This window comes from Flavobacterium sp. FlaQc-52, from assembly GCF_044007495.1.
Classification (GTDB): Bacteria; Bacteroidota; Bacteroidia; order Flavobacteriales; family Flavobacteriaceae; genus Flavobacterium; species Flavobacterium cupriresistens.
In genome coordinates this window covers 144,200-165,298 of the sequence record NZ_JBIPCV010000002.1, presented here as the reverse complement: position 1 = coordinate 165,298, position 21,099 = coordinate 144,200, and the positions used below count along the sequence as shown (strand labels likewise).

The 21,099-nt window shown below is 35.1% G+C and carries 21 protein-coding genes; 14 read left to right on the top strand and 7 right to left on the bottom strand.

Going from position 1 to position 21,099, the window contains the following annotated elements:
• The first annotated feature begins 157 nt into the window (after positions 1-157).
• Together ACHRV5_RS04465 and ACHRV5_RS04460 are read left to right on the top strand one after the other, a co-directional pair.
• A complete protein-coding gene (locus ACHRV5_RS04465; RefSeq protein WP_047778787.1) occupies positions 158-937 on the top strand; it encodes an NYN domain-containing protein in 780 nt (259 codons plus the stop codon).
• A gap of 34 nt (positions 938-971) precedes the next feature.
• Positions 972-2,483 carry an FMN-binding glutamate synthase family protein gene (locus ACHRV5_RS04460; protein WP_395425923.1) on the top strand — a complete coding sequence of 504 codons (1,512 nt, stop codon included), beginning with the start codon at positions 972-974 and terminating at the stop codon, positions 2,481-2,483.
• 261 nt (positions 2,484-2,744) lie between these two features.
• On the opposite strand, the gene ACHRV5_RS04455 is transcribed toward ACHRV5_RS04460, so the two are convergent.
• Positions 2,745-3,152 (bottom strand): hypothetical protein, encoded by a 408-nt coding sequence (locus ACHRV5_RS04455; protein ID WP_395425922.1) that lies wholly within the window; start codon positions 3,150-3,152, stop codon positions 2,745-2,747.
• Positions 3,153-3,336: 184 nt separating this feature from the next.
• Here ACHRV5_RS04455 and ACHRV5_RS04450 point away from each other — a divergent pair, with 184 nt between their 5' ends.
• The 5 genes from ACHRV5_RS04450 to ACHRV5_RS04430 all read left to right on the top strand — a co-directional run bounded on the left by ACHRV5_RS04450 (position 3,337) and on the right by ACHRV5_RS04430 (position 8,757).
• Positions 3,337-3,741, top strand: a complete 405-nt coding sequence (locus ACHRV5_RS04450) for a DUF2809 domain-containing protein (RefSeq protein WP_395425921.1) — start codon at positions 3,337-3,339, stop codon at positions 3,739-3,741.
• Positions 3,707-4,285, top strand: coding sequence for a non-canonical purine NTP diphosphatase (locus tag ACHRV5_RS04445; protein ID WP_395425920.1), 579 nt, complete (start codon positions 3,707-3,709; stop codon positions 4,283-4,285). The genes ACHRV5_RS04450 and ACHRV5_RS04445 overlap by 35 nt, the downstream gene beginning before the upstream one ends.
• 204 nt (positions 4,286-4,489) lie before the next feature.
• Entirely contained in the window at positions 4,490-6,403 is a 1,914-nt protein-coding gene (locus ACHRV5_RS04440; RefSeq protein ID WP_047778792.1) for a DEAD/DEAH box helicase, read from the top strand.
• Positions 6,404-6,491: 88 nt separating this feature from the next.
• Complete coding sequence (locus ACHRV5_RS04435; RefSeq protein ID WP_047778793.1) at positions 6,492-7,265, top strand: carboxypeptidase-like regulatory domain-containing protein; 774 nt, start codon at positions 6,492-6,494, stop codon at positions 7,263-7,265.
• Positions 7,266-7,422: 157 nt separating this feature from the next.
• Positions 7,423-8,757, top strand: coding sequence for a DUF389 domain-containing protein (locus ACHRV5_RS04430; RefSeq protein WP_395425919.1), 1,335 nt, complete (start codon positions 7,423-7,425; stop codon positions 8,755-8,757).
• Between the two features lie 188 nt (positions 8,758-8,945).
• Here ACHRV5_RS04430 and ACHRV5_RS04425 read toward each other — a convergent pair whose 3' ends face one another.
• The gene (locus tag ACHRV5_RS04425) at positions 8,946-10,406 is read right to left on the bottom strand and encodes an aminoacyl-histidine dipeptidase (RefSeq protein ID WP_395425918.1); all 1,461 of its coding nucleotides are present in this window, start codon (positions 10,404-10,406) and stop codon (positions 8,946-8,948) included.
• Positions 10,407-10,626: 220 nt separating this feature from the next.
• On the opposite strand from ACHRV5_RS04425, the gene ACHRV5_RS04420 reads away from it, so the two are divergent.
• From ACHRV5_RS04420 to ACHRV5_RS04405, 4 genes are all read left to right on the top strand, one after another.
• Positions 10,627-11,187, top strand: coding sequence for a hypothetical protein (locus ACHRV5_RS04420; protein WP_395425917.1), 561 nt, complete (start codon positions 10,627-10,629; stop codon positions 11,185-11,187).
• Between the two features lie 273 nt (positions 11,188-11,460).
• Entirely contained in the window at positions 11,461-12,522 is a 1,062-nt protein-coding gene (locus tag ACHRV5_RS04415; RefSeq protein ID WP_395425916.1) for a DUF3810 domain-containing protein, read from the top strand.
• A 41-nt stretch (positions 12,523-12,563) separates the two neighbouring features.
• Positions 12,564-13,058, top strand: coding sequence for an RNA polymerase sigma factor (locus ACHRV5_RS04410; protein ID WP_047778797.1), 495 nt, complete (start codon positions 12,564-12,566; stop codon positions 13,056-13,058).
• 8 nt (positions 13,059-13,066) lie between these two features.
• Positions 13,067-13,699 carry a hypothetical protein gene (locus tag ACHRV5_RS04405; RefSeq protein ID WP_047778798.1) on the top strand — a complete coding sequence of 211 codons (633 nt, stop codon included), beginning with the start codon at positions 13,067-13,069 and terminating at the stop codon, positions 13,697-13,699.
• Positions 13,700-13,935: 236 nt separating this feature from the next.
• Here ACHRV5_RS04405 and ACHRV5_RS04400 read toward each other — a convergent pair whose 3' ends face one another.
• Complete coding sequence (locus ACHRV5_RS04400) at positions 13,936-14,745, bottom strand: 1-acyl-sn-glycerol-3-phosphate acyltransferase (RefSeq protein ID WP_047778799.1); 810 nt, start codon at positions 14,743-14,745, stop codon at positions 13,936-13,938.
• Positions 14,746-14,871: 126 nt separating this feature from the next.
• Positions 14,872-15,522, bottom strand: a complete 651-nt coding sequence (locus ACHRV5_RS04395) for a CoA pyrophosphatase (RefSeq protein WP_047778800.1) — start codon at positions 15,520-15,522, stop codon at positions 14,872-14,874.
• A gap of 169 nt (positions 15,523-15,691) precedes the next feature.
• Between ACHRV5_RS04395 and ACHRV5_RS04390 the strand changes: the two genes are divergently transcribed.
• The 3 genes from ACHRV5_RS04390 to ACHRV5_RS04380 are packed head-to-tail and all read left to right on the top strand — an operon-like array spanning position 15,692 to position 17,975.
• The gene (locus ACHRV5_RS04390) at positions 15,692-16,444 is read left to right on the top strand and encodes a hypothetical protein (protein WP_395425915.1); all 753 of its coding nucleotides are present in this window, start codon (positions 15,692-15,694) and stop codon (positions 16,442-16,444) included.
• Positions 16,441-17,511, top strand: a complete 1,071-nt coding sequence (locus ACHRV5_RS04385) for a PCMD domain-containing protein (RefSeq protein ID WP_395425914.1) — start codon at positions 16,441-16,443, stop codon at positions 17,509-17,511. The genes ACHRV5_RS04390 and ACHRV5_RS04385 overlap by 4 nt, the downstream gene beginning before the upstream one ends.
• Positions 17,512-17,540: 29 nt before the next feature.
• On the top strand, positions 17,541-17,975 hold the full coding sequence (locus ACHRV5_RS04380; RefSeq protein WP_395425913.1) for a DUF4268 domain-containing protein: 435 nt from the start codon (positions 17,541-17,543) through the stop codon (positions 17,973-17,975).
• 134 nt (positions 17,976-18,109) lie between these two features.
• Here ACHRV5_RS04380 and ACHRV5_RS04375 read toward each other — a convergent pair whose 3' ends face one another.
• Genes ACHRV5_RS04375 through ACHRV5_RS04365 form a run of 3 tightly spaced genes read right to left on the bottom strand, consistent with a single transcriptional unit; the run spans position 18,110 to position 21,093 of the window.
• On the bottom strand, positions 18,110-18,520 hold the full coding sequence (locus tag ACHRV5_RS04375; RefSeq protein WP_047778804.1) for a hypothetical protein: 411 nt from the start codon (positions 18,518-18,520) through the stop codon (positions 18,110-18,112).
• A 17-nt stretch (positions 18,521-18,537) separates the two neighbouring features.
• Complete coding sequence (locus tag ACHRV5_RS04370) at positions 18,538-19,482, bottom strand: NAD(P)H-dependent flavin oxidoreductase (protein ID WP_395425912.1); 945 nt, start codon at positions 19,480-19,482, stop codon at positions 18,538-18,540.
• A 12-nt stretch (positions 19,483-19,494) separates the two neighbouring features.
• Complete coding sequence (locus ACHRV5_RS04365) at positions 19,495-21,093, bottom strand: S8 family serine peptidase (protein ID WP_047778806.1); 1,599 nt, start codon at positions 21,091-21,093, stop codon at positions 19,495-19,497.
• Positions 21,094-21,099: the final 6 nt, after the last annotated feature.

The following is a 21,099-nucleotide window of genomic DNA, read 5'->3' as shown; positions in this document are numbered from 1 at the left end:
ATTTGTAGTGTTTTTCCTTTAAAAAAATATAACCAACAATAAAAACCGTAATTTATACCTGTTATAAATTCCGCTTAAACGAACGAATTTGTTTTATTTTTTATTAATTTTAAAAGCATTTTACAAAATGAACATTATAAATTCTAATATCTAAATAATGGCTTTAAGCACCTCAAAAGATTTAAAACTAGCCGTTCTTATTGATGCCGACAACGTTCCTTATAGTAATGTAAAGGGTATGATGGAAGAGATAACCAAATTTGGAACACCAACCACCAAACGTATTTATGCCGACTGGACCAAACCAAACGCTAACGGATGGAAAGGGGTTTTACTCGAGCATGCCATCACTCCCATACAACAATACAGTTATACGGTCGGTAAAAACTCCTCCGATTCAGCACTTATAATCGATGCCATGGACTTGCTCTACTCCGGTAAATTGGATGGTTTTTGCATTGTTTCCAGCGATAGCGATTTCACTCGTTTAGCAATTCGTCTTCGGGAATCCGGCATGAAAGTGATTGGTATTGGGGAAAAGAAAACACCAAACTCTTTTATTGTCGCCTGTGATCGATTTATTTATATTGAAGTTTTAGACGGCGCCATTCAGAAAAAGAAAACAAAAACCGCCGTAGCCGATATTAAAAAACCGGTCGAAAAACCCGCCGAAAAAGCCCTTCACAAAATCGACAAACAAACTATCGAACTTATCGAAGCCACAATTGAAGACATCGAAGACGATGACGGCTGGGCATTCCTTGGTGATGTCGGAAATCTGATTGTAAAGAAAAAACCCGAATTTGACCCTAGAAACTACGGTTTCTCAAAACTTACGCCGATGTTGAAATCCTTAACTGATATTCTTGAAATTGACGAAAGAGAATCAGACAAAAAAGGCATTAAACACGTTTACGTTCGTTTACGCTTCAACTAATTACCAAACTATTCCATTTTAATTTCAAAAAAACATGAGAAAAAAATTCTTTATTTACGGATTCTTATTGTTTCTAATTGTTGCTGCAATCTATTATTATACAGATCGTGGTTTTTTACTCGTTATCATTCTGCCGATTCTATTGGTTGTCGGAATCTATAACACTGTTCAAACCAAACATGCCATTCTGAGAAACTTTCCGGTTTTAGGCTATTTCAGGTATTTATTTGAAATGATTGCTCCGGAAATTCAACAATATTTTATCGAAAGATCTACAGACGGAAAACCTTTTTCCAGAAATCAACGCTCCTTAGTCTATCAAAGAGCCAAAAATATTGATTCAAACACCCCTTTTGGAACACAACTCAATTTAAATCAGGACAGCTACGAAGGAATCAAACATTCTATTTTTCCTGCAAAAGTAAATGACGAACTACCACGTGTATTAGTTGGAGGAAAAGACTGCAAACAACCTTATTCTGCCTCTCTCTTTAATGTTTCGGCCATGAGTTTTGGCTCCCTAAGCGAAAATGCTGTTCGTGCATTAAACATTGGCGCACAAAAAGGAAAATTTTATCAAAATACCGGTGAAGGAGGATTAACAGAATTTCACCTTGCCGGCGGCGGCGATATTACCTGGCAAATTGGAACCGGTTATTTTGGCTGTCGTGATGCTGAAGGAAATTTTAGTTCGGAAAACTTTAAAGAAAAAGCCAATCATCCAAATGTAAAAATGATTGAGATTAAACTTTCGCAAGGTGCAAAACCAGGTCATGGTGGTGTTCTTCCGGCAGCAAAAAACACCGTTCAAATTGCAAAAATAAGAGGAGTTATTCCACATACGCTGATCCTCTCCCCTCCTAGCCACAGTGCTTTTTCTGATGCAAAAGGCTTAGTTCATTTTATAGCACACTTACGTGAATTGTCGAACGGAAAACCAATCGGTTTTAAATTATGTATCGGAAACACTGCCGAATTCGAAGCCATTTGTCACGAAATGATCGCAGAAAACATCTTCCCTGATTTCATTACAGTAGATGGTGCAGAAGGTGGTACGGGAGCAGCACCTCTGGAGTTTTCTGATGGTGTCGGAATGCCTTTTGAACCTGCTTTGATCTTTGTAAACAAAACATTGGTTGGCTTAAATATTCGTGACAAAATACGCATTATTGGCAGTGGAAAAATTATTTCAGGTTACTCTATCCTACATGCTGTTGCTTTAGGCGCCGACATGTGTAATAGTGCCCGTGGATTTATGTTTTCTCTAGGTTGTATCCAGGCATTACGTTGTCACAATAACGAATGTCCTACCGGAGTAGCAACTCAAAACAAAATGCTTATGAAAGGTTTGGTAGTAACCGATAAATCAGATCGTGTCTATCATTTTCATAAAAACACTTTACATGCCGCAAATGAACTTCTAGCCGCAGCCGGCAAAAAAAGCTTCGCCGATGTAGACATTAATATATTCATGCGTGGTGATGAATTCAGCAATTTATCAGACAGTTATTTCCCTGACAACCTAACGAATGTCACCAAACATTAAAACAACAAAAGCTACTTTGCGGTTATATTCAACCGAAAAGTAGCTTTTATTTTTAGTTTTCAGTCTCAGTTTACAGTCTCAGTCACAACTTGAAACCTGAAACTTGAAACAGTCTCAGTCTCAGTTTACAGTCTCAGTCCCAACCTGAAACTTGAAACCTAAAACAGTCTCAGTTTACAGTCTCAATCTCAACTTGAAACCTGAAACCTGAAACCTGAAACTAAAAAAAACTTCTCACCCCTCTAGCCTCCTTTGATAAAATTATTTTTTCAACAAAACAACAACAGCTTCCTTATCCAGAATTTCTTTTACCAGAACCGTATTATCATTGGCTAAAAAATATACGTCAAATCGCACTCCTTCTTCGATTAACTCTTTGGGAATTTGATTTTTACGGATCATTTCTTTCAATAATTTAGGAAACGATTCGGTGGCAGCTACTTTATTAGGTTCGTTTTGTTCTAAATTGGTTTCAAATCGCAGTTCAATCTTATTATCATTAACATATCCTCTTGCAGTAGTTAATGTTACGTTTTCTGCTTTAAAGCTATTAGCAGTATTGTTATATTCAACCACATACTCCTGAAGTTTTTGTTTAGTGTTTTTACAACTTACCAACAGTACCATGATACTAACTGCAAACAAAATCCGACTTATTTTCTTCCTCATAATTTTTAGAATTTTTACATTAATCGCTTTACTCTTAAAAGTGTCTCAAGATAATAATAATCCGTCTAATATATAAAGACCGAAAAGAAACCTGATCTGTCGCTCTTTAAATCACACTACTTTACGCCCCTTTTTATATCTTTGTTTAACTAAAAGACTACCAAGACCTAAATTAATACAGAAATTGAAAAAATTAAGAATCTGCTATGCTCTCGTATTTCTTTTGGTAATCTGTCTTGGAATACTCTCCAGAAAAATCACACTAATTCCACTATGTTTTGGAGACGGATTATACGCTATAATGATGTATACTTTAGTTAGAATTGTATTCATTAATAAAAAAGCACACTTTATTATACTAATTTCTTTATTGATTTGTTATAGTATTGAAATTTTTCAACTCTATCAGCAAGAATGGATTATCGCTCTGAGAAAAACACTCTTTGGAAGGTATGTTTTAGGACAGGGATTTTTATGGAGTGATCTCCTAGCTTATACTTTTGGAATTGCAATTGCTTATACAATAGAAAAACTTACCTTAAACTATACTACTTATGAATCTCGTTTTCGCTTCAAACAACAAAAATAAAATCAAAGAAATACAAAGCATCCTTCCGGATTCTATCAAAATATTAAGTCTTGAAGAAATTGGCTGTCACGAAGATATTGCCGAAACTGCCGATACCATAGAAGGAAATGCAATTTTAAAAGCCGATTATGTAACTAAAAACTATGGCTACGATTGTTTTGCAGATGACACAGGCCTTGAAGTTACTGCTTTGAATGGCGTTCCGGGTGTATACTCCGCCCGTTATGCAGGCGAACACCGTGATGCAAATGATAACATGGACAAACTTTTAGATGCGCTATCAGATCAATCAGATCGCAGCGCCCAGTTCAAGACCGTTATAACCTTAAACATAAAAGGAGAACAACATCTTTTTACGGGAATCGTAAAAGGAACTATCACACTTACCAAAGCAGGAAATGAGGGTTTTGGATACGATCCGATTTTTCAGCCCGAAAACTATACGGAAACTTTTGCGCAACTGCCTTTAGAGATCAAAAATAAAATCGGTCATCGCGGAAAAGCAACACAGCAACTAATTGATTTTCTGAATTCAGCAAAATAATCGTTTAAAATACAACATTTTAAACTCAAAAAATTATATTTCACGACGTATTTTTTTTCTTTTTTAACGATTTCTTACTCAAAATGATTTTACAATTTTTATAACTTTTTGATAATCAAATCATAACAAATCCATAATTCTTAAATAAGCATTAGTTTATCTGAATAATTAACAGTAATTTTGCACCCTATTTTAAAAATACATATGAATAAATTTGAACAATTAGGATTGAATGAATCGTTACTGAAGGCGATTTTAGATCTAGGATTTGAAAATCCGTCAGAGGTACAGGAAAAGGCGATTCCCCTATTATTGGAAAAAGACACAGATATGGTTGCGTTGGCTCAGACAGGGACAGGGAAAACGGCAGCTTTCGGTTTTCCGCTAATTCAAAAAATTGATGCTGACAACAGAAATACACAAGCATTAGTTTTATCGCCAACACGAGAACTTTGTTTACAGATTACCAACGAACTTAAAAACTACTCAAAATACGAAAAAGGTATTAATGTGGTAGCAGTTTACGGCGGGGCTAGTATTACAGAGCAAGCCAGAGAAATTAAAAGAGGAGCTCAGATCATTGTAGCTACTCCGGGGAGAATGCAAGACATGATCAACAGAGGTTTAGTTAACATTAAAAATATAGATTACTGTATTCTTGATGAGGCTGACGAAATGTTGAATATGGGATTTTATGAGGATATCGTATCTATTTTATCCGATACTCCAGACGAAAAAAGTACATGGTTGTTCTCTGCAACTATGCCACAAGAGGTAGCCAGAATTGCAAAACAATTCATGAGCGAGCCTGTTGAAATTACAGTAGGTGCTAAGAACTCAGGTTCTGCAACTGTTTCTCACGAATTTTACTTAGTAAATGCACGTGACCGTTACGAAGCTTTAAAACGTATCGCAGATGCTAATCCGGACATTTTCTCAGTAGTTTTCTGTAGAACAAAACGTGATACACAAGCGGTAGCTGAAAAATTAATCGAAGATGGATACAGCGCTGCTGCGTTACACGGAGATTTATCTCAAGCGCAACGTGATGGTGTAATGAAATCTTTCCGTGGAAGACAAATTCAGATGCTTGTTGCTACTGACGTTGCTGCACGTGGAATTGACGTTGATAATATTACTCACGTAGTAAACTATCAATTACCTGACGAGATTGAAACTTACAATCACCGTTCAGGACGTACAGGTAGAGCTGGAAGATTAGGAACTTCTATCGTAATTGTTACTAAAAGTGAATTGCGTAAGATTTCTTCTATCGAAAGAATTATCAAACAAAAATTCGAAGAGAAAGTTATTCCATCTGGAATCGAAATCTGCGAAATTCAATTATTACACTTAGCTAATAAAATTAAAGATACTGAGGTAGATCACGAAATTGACAACTACCTACCGGCTATCAACAACGTTCTTGAAGAGTTATCTAAAGAAGAGTTGATCAAAAAAATGGTATCTGTAGAATTTAATCGTTTTATCGCTTACTACAAAAAGAACAGAGATATTTCATCTCAAGCTGGAGAAAGACGCGAAAGAAGTGATTCTGAGCCAAGAGAATTCAACAATAACGGAGCAGTTCGTTATTTCGTAAACATCGGTTCAAGAGACAACTTCGATTGGATGTCACTTAAAGATTACTTGAAAGAAACATTAGACTTAGGTCGTGATGACGTTTTCAAAGTAGACGTAAAAGAAGGTTTCTCTTTCTTTAACACGGATCCTGAGCACACAGAAAAAGTAATGGAAGTATTAAACAACGTACAATTAGAAGGACGTCGTATTAATGTTGAAATTTCTAAAAATGACGGTGGCGGAAGACGTGATCATAATGGACGTTCTGGTGGCGGAAGAAGCTCTGGAGGACCAAGAAGAGAAGGAAGTTTTGCTCCAAGACGTGAAGGTTCTGGTGGTGGTGGATTCAGAAGCGACAGAAACTCTGCTCCTAGAGAAGGTGGTTTCAGAAGCGACAGAAATTCATCTGCTCCAAAAAGAGAAGGTGGTTTCAGAAGTTCAACTCCAAGAACTGAAGGTGGTTCTGACAGAGCCCCAAGACGTTCTGAAAGCTTTGGTGATTCGCCAAGACCAAGAAGACCAAGAAGAGATTAATTCTCTTTGTTAATTTTCTGATAATTATATTTGGATACTGCGAAATATTTAATCTTGATTCACTACTTTTAGTGCTTTAAATCAGGATATGAAATATTTCGCAGTTTTCTTTTTTACATTACTATCTACTATTGCTTTTGCACAAGACACCCCGTCTACAATACCACAAAGAGTTTCGGGCTACATTATTAATGACAACAGCAAACAACCTCTTTCAGGAGTTAACATCATCAACACCAACAAGGTTAGAGGTGCAAAATCTGATGAAAAAGGATATTTCGAAATCGACGTACAAGTCAATGATACCCTTCATTTTTCGATTTTAGGATTTCAATCGCTGCGTATCAGAGTAACCAATGACTGGATAAAAAATAAAGTAACCAGAATTCAGCTTACTGAAAAAGCAATTGCGCTTGAAGAAGTTATTATTGCTCCCTTTAGCTTAACGGGTTACCTTGAAGTTGATTCTAAATTAATTCCGACTAAAGAAAACTATCGTTATAGCATTTCAGGCCTTACACAAGGGTATGAAGCCGGTGAATATTCTCCAAATGCCTTTGGAAAAGTACTCGGTTCGATTTTTAATCCTGCAGATATGCTTTATAATTTCTTCGGAAAAAATGGTAAAGAACTCAAGAAGCTTAAAGAGATGAAGAAAGACGATACGGTTCGAAATCTTTTAGAGTCGAAATACGACCGCGAAACAGTTTCTGTACTATTAGGTATCAGTAAAGATGAAATTCCGGAGATTATGCACCGTTGTAACTATTCTGATTCTTTTATTCAGACTGCAAACGATCTGCAAATCATGGATGCCATAAGTGCTTGTTATGAACAATATAAAGTATTAAAACGAAATTAATTACTACATTATAAAAATCAATCCTCAATTGTCTAATTGGGGATTTTTTTATTTACGGCATTATTCTTTCAAAATAATGGTATTTCAACAAATAATTGATTAAATTAGTCATTATACATCTCTTAAAATCGTCATCGATTTTAAAAATCAATTTAAAATGATAAACATAACCGATAAGATTCTAAATTTTATAGATCTGCATAAAGGGGAAGAAGACAAAAAAACAGTAATACAAAACATTAGCAGCACGGTATCTTTTAGAGGATCAAATCTCTGGATCTTAGTATGCGCTATCATCATTGCATCTGTAGGGCTAAATGTCAACTCTACCGCTGTGATAATTGGCGCCATGCTTATCTCTCCTTTAATGGGACCAATCGTTGGCGCTGGATTTGGCTTAGGCATGTATGATTTTGAATTACTAAAAAAATCGATTAAGAATCTATTAATTGCAACAATCGCAAGTTTAGCAACTTCTACCATTTACTTTTATATCAGCCCTTTTAAAGAAGCACAATCTGAATTACTAGCCAGAACATCTCCTAATATCTACGACATCTTAATTGCCTTTTTTGGAGGTTTGGTTGGTGTGATAGCCGTAACCAGAGTCGAAAAAGGAAATCCAATTCCGGGTGTTGCTATTGCTACGGCTTTAATGCCTCCTTTATGTACCGCGGGTTATGGTCTTGCTTTAGGTAATTTTAAGTTTTTCTTAGGTGCCATGTACTTATATACCATCAATTGTGTTTTTATCTGTATCGCTACTTTTGTAATTGTTAACTACCTGAAATACCCTATAACCAGACAGCTTGATACTGTACATCAAAAACGTGTTAAATACATTATTACGATTCTGATTTTATTTTTAATAGTTCCCAGCATCTATTTTGCTTACCAATTATTCATTCAAAAAAATTATACCTTTAAAACAGAAACTTTTATCCGAAAAGAATTTCTGGATAACGATTATCCTATTATCTACAAAAACATCGAATACAATACTAATCCAAAAAGAATAGAACTTGCATTTTTAACAAAGAAATTTAACGATGCCGAGATTATCAATTTAAATAAAAAATTAACGGAATACGATCTGAAAAATACCCGATTGATTATTAAACAAGACACTTTTAATCTGTCAAAAGACATCATGAATAAAATCAACAGCAGCAAAAACTTAGTCGATCAAAAAGATGTTCTGATTAACGATTTAAGAAATCAATTGTCACAATATCAATTCAAAAACCTTCAGATAGGAAGCGAAGCCAAAATTCTGTTTCCATTTGTAACCTCACTGTCTATTGGAAATTATTCGTCTGAACACAAAGACAGTAGAACCAAAATTATCCCGATAATCCTTTTTCAAAGCAAAAAAGACATCACTTCAGAAACCAAAGAAAAACTAAAGTCCTGGCTAAAAGTGAGACTTCAAAAAGACTCTATAGAAGTATATAGACAAAGTGTACCCGAAATAAAAACCCTAAAAAAATAAATATTATGTCAAAAAGTCAAGATGCAAAAAAAACGGTAAAAAAAGAACCGTTAAAAACGGCTAAAGAAAAGAAAGAAGAAAAGAGAGAGAAGAAAAACAATCCTAAACGAGATTGATAGCAGTATTCAGTCGCAGTCGCAGTTTTCAGTTATTACCGAAAACTGTGACTGCAAACTGAGACTAATTACTTATTTAACCGGAATATTTGATAGAATTTCTAATACAAATTTCCAATATTTCTTAGCAGAAGAGATACTTGCTCTTTCGTCCGGAGAGTGCGCTCCGTGAATGGTTGGTCCAAAAGAAATCATATCCATATCCGGATAGTTTGTTCCTAAAATCCCACATTCCAAACCAGCATGACAAGCCACTACTTTTGGTTTCTCGTTATTTTGCTTTTCGTAAATCTCTTTTAATACTTCTAGTATTTCTGAATTTACATTTGGTGTCCAACCTGGGTAAGAACCTGAAAGTTCTACTTCACAACCTACTAATTCAAAAGCAGAACGCAATGCATTTGCCAAATCAAATTTTGAAGTTTCTACAGAAGAACGTGTTAAACATCCAATTGTGATTTCACCGTCTTTTATTATTACTCTGGCAATATTATTTGAGGTTTCAACTAAATCCTCCATATCAGCACTCATTCTGTAAACACCATTATGAGCTGCATAAATAGCACGAATAATACCTTCCTGGACCCCTAAATCCATTACTTTTTCCGGTAAATCACATTTCACGATTTCAATAGAAAGATTAGGTTCAGTCGTTTTATACTCGGCTTTAATATCGTTGATAATTTCCTGCATATCAAAAATATAAGCTTCATCAAACATTTCAGAAATGATTACTTTAGCAACACTTTCTCTTGGAATTGCATTTCGTAAACTTCCTCCGTTTATTTCAACCACCTGTAAACCAAAGTTTTCAAAGGCATCAAATAACAAACGGTTCATAATTTTGTTAGCATTCCCAAGACCTTTATGGATATCCATTCCTGAATGACCTCCCTTAAGCCCTTTTACGGTAATAATATGTCCAACAGAACCTTCCGGAACTTCTTCTTCATGATAGCTTCTTGTAGCCGTTACATCAATTCCTCCAGCACAACCAATATCAATTTCATCATCCTCTTCAGTATCTAAATTTAATAAAATCTGCCCCTGAAGAATTCCTCCTTTTAGGTTTAAAGCTCCTGTCATTCCAGTTTCCTCATCAATTGTAAACAAAGCTTCAATCGCAGGATGCGGAATATCTTTACTTTCTAAAATAGCCATAATAGTAGCTACCCCTAACCCGTTATCTGCACCAAGTGTAGTACCACGCGCACGAACCCAGTCACCATCAACATACATATCAATTCCTTGCGTATCGAAATCAAAAACGGTGTCTGCATTTTTTTGGTGCACCATATCAAGATGCCCTTGCATTACAATCGCCTTACGATTTTCCATTCCAGCAGTTGCCGGTTTTCTAATTATAACGTTGCGGATATCGTCTTCAAAAGTTTCTAAACCTAAGCTATTTCCAAAGTTCTTCATGAACTCGATCACTCGTTCTTCTTTCTTTGACGGACGTGGAACGGCATTCAGATCAGCGAATTTGTTCCATAGCGCTTTAGGTTCCAGATTTCTTATTTCCTGACTCATTATTTTGTGTTTGAAGTTTAACAATTAAGAGCATCAAAGTTAAGAAAGTATTACCTCTTAAAAAAAAGTATCTACCATTCAATCAACAAATAAAATGAATCATTGGATATTACTTCCAATTAACAAATAAGGAAGGTTATAAAAAGTAATTTTCCATTTAAAATTGTAAAATTTTACTTACTTTTAATTACCTTTTAATTTTTAAACTAAAAATCATTTTATGGAATCTCTCCTTTCAGAATTTACAGTTTCCACTCTATTCTTCAATATTATTTGCAGCTTCTTTGCTTCGTTCTTTTTTATCTTTACTCTTTTGATTTTTTTCAAACCCAAATTTGAAATAGTACCCTTAATAGCAAAAAACAATAGTCCTTTTGATAATATTGACCAAATTTGTTATTCGTTCAAAATTATAAACAAATCACTTTTTGGTGCTTATAACATTGAAGCCAGAACCAATTATTATTACATCATACAAGGAGAGAACGGCATCATTAATAAGATCTTTTCCAGAATTGAACTTAAAACAGATACAATCAATTACATACCCGGTTATATTCCTTTCAAAAAGAATTACGGTCATAACTGTATTCAGTTTTTTACTTATGAAGATTTACCTGAAAAAATGAAATACTCCCCTACACACATACAATTTCAAATTACCGCCCGTCATAGTTTAACGGGGCTAAACAACATATTTACTCATGAATTTGTCAATAAAGCCGCGATCCGTGAAGGAAAATTTAAAGAAGGAAACTTCAAAGAAATCTTACAATGTTAATTAACTTTTTAGATCAATAATAAATACATACATTTACAATATTAAACTTAAAACAAAACAGTTATGAAAAATGATATCATTGCAATGTAAGCTCATCAAAAAATAACACTTAAAAAATACAACCAAAAACCGAAGTCTCTTCGGTTTTTCTGTTTTTTAATACTTCGTATCGCCATAAATGTATCTTTACCATTTACGATCTGCCAGAATATCAAAAATCTCTTATAGAAAATTAATAATTGTATTTATATTTACGTAACCAAAATTTACATTGTGAAACGAAAATACATTCTACCTTTATTACTTCTCCTGCAGATTATTCTTTTAAAGATTCTTCCCTTTTTTCCGGAATTCATCGAACGCTTTTATAGCAATGGAATCTATTTGAAAATCTCTCATTTCTCGAGAATTATTCTAGGCTGGATTCCGTTTTCTATAGGCGATTGTATATATTCGGTTTTAATACTCCTTTTAATTCGCTGGGTTTGGAAAAACCGTAAGACCTGGAAATCAAATTGGAAAGACCATCTCTTAAGAACACTAAGCGTAATTTCTATATTTTACTTTTTCTTTCATTTGCTTTGGGCTCTCAATTATTATCGTGAACCTCTTTTCGAAAAAATGAAGATTAAAAGAGAATACACGGATGCCGAACTATTGGTTTTCACTAAAAAACTAATAGCAAAAACGAATGAAATTCAATTTCAAATAACAAAAAAAGACAGTTCAAAAGTCGTTTTCCCGTATTCACAGCAGCAAGCTTTTCAGATGAATTTAAACGGATATCAAAATCTTGCAAAAGAACATCCCTATTTTGCTTATCAAAATCTAAGCATCAAAAAGTCGCTATTCAGTTTGCCTTTGACTTATATGGGATTTGGAGGTTACCTGAATCCGTTTACCAATGAAGCGCAAGTAAATAACTTATTGCCAATGTATAATTTCCCTGCAACGAGTTGTCACGAAATGGCACATCAGATCGGGTTTGCCAGCGAAAGCGAATGTAATTTTATTGGCGTTCTGGCAACCGTTAAAAACGATAATTTATATTACCAATATTCCGGTTATAGTTTTGCTTTGCGTTATTGTCTTGGCATTTGGCAGGCAAAAAACGAACCCCTTTTTAATCAATTAAAGAAAACGGTTCATGTTGGGATTTTAAAAAACTATCAGGAAAGTCAGGATTTTTGGAAACAATATGAAACCCCGATCGAAACTGGTTTTCATATCTTTTATGATAATTTCTTAAAAATAAACCAGCAAAAAGACGGTATGGAGAGTTACAGCAAATTTGTCGATTTGATGGTGAATTATTATAAAGGAAAAGAATTTTGATTGAAGTGTAACAAAAATTAAAACAGTACTACTAATAGATTATGAGCGAAAATTTAGAACAGTCATTTGTTGTGCAATTGCAGGCAAATCAGAATATAATCCACAAGATTTGTAGATTATATACTGCTGGCGAAGACGCTCATAAAGACTTGTTTCAGGAAATTACTATTCAATTATGGAAAGCTTATCCTAAATTTAGAGGCGACAGTAAATTTTCGACCTGGACGTATCGCGTTGCTTTAAATACCGCCATTACCTTATATCGAAAAACCAAAAGAACCATATCTACTGTAGATTATGAAAGTCATCAGCATTTTGTAAAAGACGTTGATTACAACTATGAAGAGGAGGAACAAATTAAACTGATGTACAAAGCCGTTTATCAGCTTAATGACATCGAAAAAGCATTAGTTTTTATGTATTTAGAAGACAAAGATTATCAAGAAATAGCAGAGACCTTAGGAATCAGCGAAGTGAATGCACGTGTGAAAATGAACAGAATAAAGGGGAAACTTAAAAAAATATTAAATCCTTAAAAATTATTATGAAAGAACTGGATTTATTAAAAAAAGACTGGAAAAAGAATGCCGATTCTTTTGAGCAAATTTCAGAAAATGAAATCTACAAAATGATACACAAAAAATCTTCTTCGATCGTGAAGTGGATTTTGATTATCAGTATTTTGGAAATTTTATTCTGGACCGTTTCAAATTTATTCTTCAGTACTGATGAAATGTTAATTAAGATAAAACATCCTGAAATGATTTTTTATCTTGCTGTTTTAACCTACTTCAACTATGTAGTTGTGCTTATTTTTGTCTATTTTTTCTACAAAAACTACAAAACAATATCGACTACGGGGTCTACTAAACTATTAATGAGCAGTATTTTGAAAACCCGAAGAACAGTTCAATATTATGTGTGGTATAATTTGGGAATGGCCGTAATCAGTTCGATAATAAGTTTCTTTATCGCCTTTGTATACAATCCGGACATGAGCTTTTTAAGAGATAAATTAGCTACAAACGGTAAAGCAATGTTTGTTACCGGTGGGATTTTACTTTTGGTTACATTAGCTTTCTTAGGGATATTCTGGTGCTTTTACAGATTATTGTACGGTACACTTTTACGCAGATTATACGCTAACTATAAGGAGTTGAAGAAGATTGATCTGTAGTTTTAAAAAAGGTTCTGAGGTGCTGAGTTGCTAAGGTTCTGAGTTTTTTTTCTTAGGCGCAAAGGTTTAGAGTTGCAAAAGGTTTCTTTGAGTTACTATGTCTATTGTGGTACTAAATCTAGACAATAGACCAACAAACTTTAGAATACCGACTCTGCTGTCCGCAAACCAAAAAAACTTAAAAATTTTCAATCAAAAATCTACACTCCAAAATCTAAAATCTACACTCTAAAATTCTAATACCCCCATCTTCTCATTTGGTTCAGTTCTTCCTGCACTTTTAATTCTTCTGCGGGAATTACTTTTAAGAATGACGGGTGTTGTTCGATTGCGTATTCTACCTTTTCTACGATTTCGTCGATCGTATCGTTTTCGTAATCAATGTCAAGAGGTTCTTTGATTATAAAGGACTGTAGAATCCCTTTCTTTTTCATTCGCAATCCTTTTTTATCAAATGAACGACGAAAACCGTCAATGACAATTGGAATTACAACAGGTTTATGCTGTTTTATAATATGAGCGGTTCCTTTTCGAACGGGTTTAAACGATTTTGTAGTTCCTTGCGGGAATGTGATTACCCAGCCGTCTTCCAGTGCGATTCTAATGTTTTCGGTATCATTAGGATTCACGTCTCTTTTTTCGGTAACATCAACCCCTTTTGCACGCCAGGTTCTTTCTACTGTAATTGCACCAACATAAGCCAAAATTCTTGGCAATAAACCAGCTTGCATCGTTTCTTTGGCAGCAACATAATACAGATTCATTTTAGGTTGCCACAAATAACCAATATTCTTGATCGTATCCTGACGACCTGATAAACTTGCATTAAAAACATGAAACATGGCTACAACGTCAGCAAAATAAGTTTGGTGATTGGATATAAACAAAACATTAGTATCCGGCAAGTTTTTTATGATTTCAGATCCTTCAATCTGTAATTCATTAAAACCTCTATATCTTCGGTGCGTCATGGCACCCAAAACACGGATTAACCATTTCTTGATGAATAATATATGTCCGAAAGGATTTCGTTTAAACAATCCCATAGCTGTGTATTGTATTTTTTAGTTAAGTTCGCAAACATACAAAAATTATTCTTTTACCTATAGTATTAAGCAATTTCTAAGACAAATGCTTATCGTAATGAATATCAAATTGTTAATTTATTGTTTTTACGAATTTTCTGCAAAAGTCAATTTTAGCACATCTCTTAATTCACTTAATATCATCGCTGTTGCTCCCCAAACGATATGATTTTGAATATTAAATGCCGGAACCAGAATATTTGATCCGTAAGAAGTTGACAATGTGGCCTCGATTATAATTTCGTCATTCAAAAAAACAGAAAGAGGTAATTCTATAATGTCCGCAACTTCTCTGACATCCGGATAAAAAGAAAGTTCTTCTGAAGAAACTCCCAAAAAAGGATGCACCATAAAATTACTCGGCGGTATAAACATCGGCGTAAATTCCTTAATTACCTTTATTTTCTCCGGCAAAATCCCTACTTCTTCATGTGTCTCTCTTAAAGCGGTTGCTGCAAATCCGGCATCAGTCGTTTCGTATTTTCCACCCGGAAAAGCAATTTGCGAAGAATGAACTCCATTATAGGCATTTCGGACTATTAAAACCAAATGTGTTTTTCCCTTTTTAGGATAAAACAACATCATAACAGCTGCTATTCTGGGATTTATCGCTTCTGCATTTAAGTTCTTTAATGCCTCTGCCCGCTCTTTTGGAGCCATTTTCAAATGAGCCAGTATAGCCGGCAACTCTACCGGAATTATATTAGGAACATAATGCAAGAAATCTTTAAAATCCATATTATAGCGTTGCGAATACTTTTAAATAATATCTAAAGATAGTTTAGAATTCATCGCCCCACAAATTTTAATGCAAACTACTTCTGAAAATCTTAATGCGTAAATAAAAAGTGTACTTTTATAAAAGGCAATTTTTTAAACGAATAATAAAGTCACAAAAAACTAATTTATGATTAAGAAAACCTTACTCCTCTTTTCTTTTCTATTTATTTTACTTATTTCCGGCCAAAGGATTAACGCTCAAAATCAAATCGTTAAAGACACTTTGGTTTCAAAAAACAGGCTTACCTCAAAAGGCAATATGTACAGTGGGCTAACTTTTAATTTCTCAACAAAAGATACCGATGTCAAGCAAGGCTTGCTTGTAGACGTTAGTGATCAATCACGAAATCAGTTTAAAATGAGCGTTGATGCGGGTTATTTTATCAAAGATAATTTTGCTTTGGGAGCCTTAATTAGTTTCGAAAATGATCGTCATAATCAAACCGAAACGGATCAACAAGGCACAAAAACAGCAGTGCAATATGCCAAGGATTCTTATGGACTTTATGGCGGAATGAAAAATTTCATTCCCCTTGACTCAAAAAGACGCTTTTATTTGTACAATTTGGTTCTCTTGGGAACCAGTTTTAAACATATAATTGAAGAACGAACTACAAACGATTTGCTAAAAAGAAGTTATACCAAAGATGTCGCTCTTGAATTGCAGATTAATCCGGGGATTATGGTCAATGTTGTAAAGGGGTTTTCTATTGAAGTAGGGGCTCAAATTGCCGGTTTTAGCTCAACTTGGTCAAAGACTACGCTCAACAATGAAGTTACGGAGAAATCGCATGCAACCGATGCCGATTTTAGTATCAATTTATTACGGTTGAATATTGGTTTTTATTATTATTTTCCCATTAAAAAACACTCAAAATGAAAAATATAATCTTTAAAATTTTCAGCTTTTGTTTGTTTCTGCTTACCGCTGCTTGCGTAAACGATACTTATTTTGGTAAATCCGACAAAAACGCTATTCGCTACTTTACAGTCACAGGGCAGTCAGGATTTTCTACTATCAACATCGCAACAAAAACGATTCAGATCACGGTGAATTCTGAAGCTGATATCACAAAACTGGCAATCGATTCACTTGCTTTATCAACTTTTGCTACAATTTCACCAGTTAAAGAAACGATACGAGATTTTACAACTCCTCAGACTTATATAGTAACCGCCGAAAATGGAGATCAGGCAGCTTATCTTGTTACTGTTACACAAGAAGGTGCTAACCCGCAATTAGACAACAGCGCTTTTGATGCCTGGTATCAACCTTCGGGAAAATCATACAAACAACCCGGAACCAATGATAATACCATTTGGGCTACCGCCAATGACGGAACCACTACTACCAGCAGCGCCAATGTAACCACTTATCCTTATCTGAATACGGGCACTGATTATGTAGCTCAAATTATTACAAAAGATTTGGGCAGTGTCTCGGGAATTGTAGGGCAACGTATGGGATCGGGTACTTTATTTACCGGAAAATTTGTTTTGAATGTTGCAAATCCGCCTGCTTCGGCACAATTTGGAATTCCATTTACCGCCAAACCCAAAAGTTTCTCTGCCGAAATTAAGTACACGGCCGGAACACCATATCAGGATGGCAAAGGCAATGTTTTAGACAAAACCGACCAAGCTGATATTTATGTTATTCTTGAAAACAGAGAGGATCCTAATGCGATCAAACGTATTGCAACAGGTTGGTACAGAACCGGGACAACAACAGGTGTGAATCTTCAAAATATTAATGTAGCTTTGACCTACGGAACGTTAAACGCAACATTTCCTGATTATCAGAAGCCTGGCAATGGAATTTATGGGAATTCTAATGATAAACCAACACACATCATCGTTGTTTTTGCCTCCAGTGCTGACGGAATCTTGTATGAGGGGGGTGTAAACAGTACGTTATTCGTAAATAATTTTGAACTTAAATATTAAAATAGTTTCGACTATACCAATTTTTAAAAATGTACAGTAAAGAAGAATCACAGCGAATAAAAAGAGAATTTTGGGTGGCTTTCGCCGAAAAATACCCGCGTAAATGGGTACTTTATGATACCAAAATTAAAGACTTCTCTTTTAAGTTTTATGTAGACAATAAAAAAGCACAGGTTTTAATTGATATCGAGCAACGAAACGATGAGAAACGAATTGCTTATTTTGAAAAACTGGAAGCCCTAAAAAATATTCTGGAAGAAGAATTCATCAAAGATTTGGTTTTCGAAAAGGAATATACCCTTGAAAGCGGCAAAACCATAAGCCGAATCTGGGTAGAAATAACAGGTGTTGGCTTTAGCAATCGCACTAATTGGGATACTATTTTTGATTTTTTCAACGAAAAAATGCACGCTCTTGAAATGTTCTATCTTGAGTATGATGAATTTATTAAGGATATTGAGTAGTTTTTTTTTTAAGATTCTAAGGCTCTGAGTTTATAAGTCGCTAAGTTTTTTAGCCTTTTTAGATGCAAAGTTGCAAAGGTTTAAAAAAATAAACCCGATAGGTTTTAGAAACCTGTTGGGTTTATTTTTTTGTCTTATACCGTAACAATATTATAAACTATAATCTGATTATCGTAATTAATGTAAAGCTGTTTGCGATAGTCTTGTTTTTTCCGTGTAATTATGGAGAGCTTACAGTCGTTTCCGTTATTATCTTTACATAAAAATGAATACACTATGTCGGTGTCGTTTTCTTCGCGTTCGATATAATTGGTGATCGTGTACAACTGAATTTCCTGAGAATACACCACGATTCGGTGTTTATCAGTATCCAGAATTACAGAAAGGTTGACCAGATCAAGCGTGGACCACTCTCCCCATTTTCCTCTTTCATTTTTTTCTAACACACTAAATCCGGATGTTTTAAAACGATAAGACTGACTATAGGACTGCTGCAAACCCAGTCCAAGGAAAAGGAATAATATGTAGGTACGTAAAGTATTCATGATGTAATTTAGGGCTATTAAAACTCAAATTTAGCTTTTTCCTTGCTTGCAATTTCAAAATCGGCCATCATTTGTTGAATAATTTTTTCTACAGGCAAAATTTCATGAATAATTCCGGCAATTTGACCTATTTCAAGTTCTCCTTCTTCTAAATCTCCTTCAAACATTCCCTTTTTAGCTCGTGCTCTGCCTAAAAGCTGTACCAATTCTTCTTTTGACGGGCATCTTTCATATAAGACCTGAACATCCTGGTAGAATTTATTTTTAATCAATCGTACCGGTGCCAATTCTTTTAATGTTAGTTGGGTATCCCCTTCTTTCACATTCAAAATGGTCTGTTTGAAATTATCATGAGAAGAAGATTCTACAGAAGCTGCAAAACGGCTTCCAACCTGAACACCATCGGCACCTAAAATCATAGCGGCCAGCATTCCTCTTCCGGTTGCAATACCTCCGGCAGCGATAAGCGGAATCTGAACTTTTTCTTTCACCATAGGAATCAACGTCAGCGTTGTGGTTTCATCTCTCCCGTTGTGTCCTCCGGCTTCAAAACCTTCCGCCACAATAGCATCTACACCTGCTTGTTCCGCTTTTAAGGCAAAAACACTGCTACTGACCACATGCACTACTGTAATACCTTTTTCTTTCAAAAAAGAAGTCCATGTTTTAGGATTTCCTGCTGAAGTAAAAACGATCTTCACGCCTTCTTCTACAACGATATTCATAATTTCTTCAATGTTGGGATACAACATTGGTATATTGACTCCAAAAGGTTTATCTGTAGCTTTTTTACATTTCTGAATGTGTTCGCGTAATACTTCAGGGTACATAGAGCCGGCGCCAATAAGTCCTAAACCTCCCGCATTACTAACTGCACTTGCTAATTTATAACCGCTGTTCCAAATCATTCCTCCTTGAATTATTGGATATTTTATTTTAAAAAGTTGTGTGATTTTATTCATTCAAAAATGCTGTTATTGTTTGATAATCTTTCCTGTTTTATGTAAGCCTTCGGCATCAAAAGTATAAAAATAGAGACCGCTTTTTAAGGTTTGTAAAGAAAGAGTTGAATTTTCATTTGTAATTTGTTTCTCCAAAACTTTTTGTCCCAAAACAGAATAAATCGTTATGGAAGCTGTATTTTGATCTGAAAGGGCAAATGTAACTGTGGCCTGAGTCGGATTTGGATATACCGAAAAAGAGGAGATCTGAAAATCATCAACTCCTAAAGTCGACCCGAAATTAGGGATTCCGTAACCATAATCATTATTTGGAACGGTATATCGATCTGAAGATTTCAGAATCATTTGTCTAATTTCCTGATTCGTTTTGGAAGGGAAAGCCTGCCACAAACAAGCAACCATCCCCGCCATAATAGGACACGAAAATGAAGTCCCATCAATCGTAGTAATAGTACCGGCAGGGCTTGAAACAACTGCTGAGCTTCCTTGTGCCATAACTTCCGGCTTAATTCGACTATCAAAACTTGGCCCTATTGAACTAAAACTTGATCTAACCTTTGAAGCGGTAACGGAACCCACTGCTATAACTGAAACAGCATCTGCCGGCCCACCAATATGTCGTTCTGTTGTATTTCCTTCATTTCCTGCTGAAGCAAGCACCACAATACCTTTGCTAAACGCCATTTCGGCACCACGAGAAATAAAATTCGTCGTTCCATTCATATCACTATAGGTATGACTGTAATTCGCATTATCAAAACCAAAATATCCCAATGAAGTCGTAATGATATCAACTCCAAACTCATCTGCTTTTTCTGCCGCTTCAACCCAAAGTGATTCTTCCACCGGATTTTCTGTAGCATCAATTTCTGTAATGAACAAATAATAAGAAGCATCCGGAGCTGTTCCTACTAAAGAATTCTCTTTGTAACCACCCATTGTTGAAAGCACCATCGTACCATGCTCGTCTCCGGCATAAAAATTGGCATTACGGGTTGTAAAATCATAACCGCCTAAAATTTGGTTATTATTTATCAGTCTTTGAAAAGGTTGTGCCACGTCTACTCCCGGAAAACCGGCATCTAAAACAGCAATTATTTTTCCCGATCCGGTATAGTTCTGCTGGTGCAAAACCTGACCATTCAACATCTGAATTTGATTTGCGGAAGCTCCGTAAGCATAGTTAACGGTAGCTTTAAACTTATCCTTTGTTTTCGCTATTTTATTCTCCGTATCCTTTTTTGAAGTCGTATTTAAAATCTTATTGGCAAAAACTACTTTATCAACGAAAGTAAAGTTTTTCAAAGCATTAATATCGGCCTGACTCCCCCTGATATGAAGTGCGTTTAACCACTTGGATTGTGCCATTACCGTAATTCCGGTGCTTTGTTTTACCTGAGTAACAAAGGTAGTTTCTACAGGAACGTCAGTACTGCTTAAGGCAATATTCTGATTGGTTCGTCGATCTAATGCTCGTTGTGAAAGCATTTGCAGTGGGTTATCCAGATAGAACTGTGCATTGGGCTTTGCATTAAAATACACCCACGCATCTTCTTGCGCAAACAGGGCAGAAGAAAATAACAATAGAAAAAATAGGTAGTTGTTTTTCATAGTATA

Excerpts from the sequence above, each read along its gene's own strand:
- ACHRV5_RS04465 (WP_047778787.1), top strand. The coding sequence starts at position 158 with ATGGCTTTAAGCACCTCAAAAGATTTAAAACTAGCCGTTCTTATTGAT.
- ACHRV5_RS04460 (WP_395425923.1), top strand. The coding sequence starts at position 972 with ATGAGAAAAAAATTCTTTATTTACGGATTCTTATTGTTTCTAATTGTT.
- ACHRV5_RS04455 (WP_395425922.1), bottom strand. The coding sequence starts at position 3,152 with ATGAGGAAGAAAATAAGTCGGATTTTGTTTGCAGTTAGTATCATGGTA.
- ACHRV5_RS04445 (WP_395425920.1), top strand. The coding sequence starts at position 3,707 with ATGAATCTCGTTTTCGCTTCAAACAACAAAAATAAAATCAAAGAAATA.
- ACHRV5_RS04440 (WP_047778792.1), top strand. The coding sequence starts at position 4,490 with ATGAATAAATTTGAACAATTAGGATTGAATGAATCGTTACTGAAGGCG.
- ACHRV5_RS04435 (WP_047778793.1), top strand. The coding sequence starts at position 6,492 with ATGAAATATTTCGCAGTTTTCTTTTTTACATTACTATCTACTATTGCT.
- ACHRV5_RS04430 (WP_395425919.1), top strand. The coding sequence starts at position 7,423 with ATGATAAACATAACCGATAAGATTCTAAATTTTATAGATCTGCATAAA.
- ACHRV5_RS04425 (WP_395425918.1), bottom strand. The coding sequence starts at position 10,406 with ATGAGTCAGGAAATAAGAAATCTGGAACCTAAAGCGCTATGGAACAAA.
- ACHRV5_RS04420 (WP_395425917.1), top strand. The coding sequence starts at position 10,627 with ATGGAATCTCTCCTTTCAGAATTTACAGTTTCCACTCTATTCTTCAAT.
- ACHRV5_RS04410 (WP_047778797.1), top strand. The coding sequence starts at position 12,564 with ATGAGCGAAAATTTAGAACAGTCATTTGTTGTGCAATTGCAGGCAAAT.
- ACHRV5_RS04405 (WP_047778798.1), top strand. The coding sequence starts at position 13,067 with ATGAAAGAACTGGATTTATTAAAAAAAGACTGGAAAAAGAATGCCGAT.
- ACHRV5_RS04400 (WP_047778799.1), bottom strand. The coding sequence starts at position 14,745 with ATGGGATTGTTTAAACGAAATCCTTTCGGACATATATTATTCATCAAG.
- ACHRV5_RS04395 (WP_047778800.1), bottom strand. The coding sequence starts at position 15,522 with ATGGATTTTAAAGATTTCTTGCATTATGTTCCTAATATAATTCCGGTA.
- ACHRV5_RS04390 (WP_395425915.1), top strand. The coding sequence starts at position 15,692 with ATGATTAAGAAAACCTTACTCCTCTTTTCTTTTCTATTTATTTTACTT.
- ACHRV5_RS04385 (WP_395425914.1), top strand. The coding sequence starts at position 16,441 with ATGAAAAATATAATCTTTAAAATTTTCAGCTTTTGTTTGTTTCTGCTT.
- ACHRV5_RS04380 (WP_395425913.1), top strand. The coding sequence starts at position 17,541 with ATGTACAGTAAAGAAGAATCACAGCGAATAAAAAGAGAATTTTGGGTG.
- ACHRV5_RS04375 (WP_047778804.1), bottom strand. The coding sequence starts at position 18,520 with ATGAATACTTTACGTACCTACATATTATTCCTTTTCCTTGGACTGGGT.
- ACHRV5_RS04370 (WP_395425912.1), bottom strand. The coding sequence starts at position 19,482 with ATGAATAAAATCACACAACTTTTTAAAATAAAATATCCAATAATTCAA.
- ACHRV5_RS04365 (WP_047778806.1), bottom strand. The coding sequence starts at position 21,093 with ATGAAAAACAACTACCTATTTTTTCTATTGTTATTTTCTTCTGCCCTG.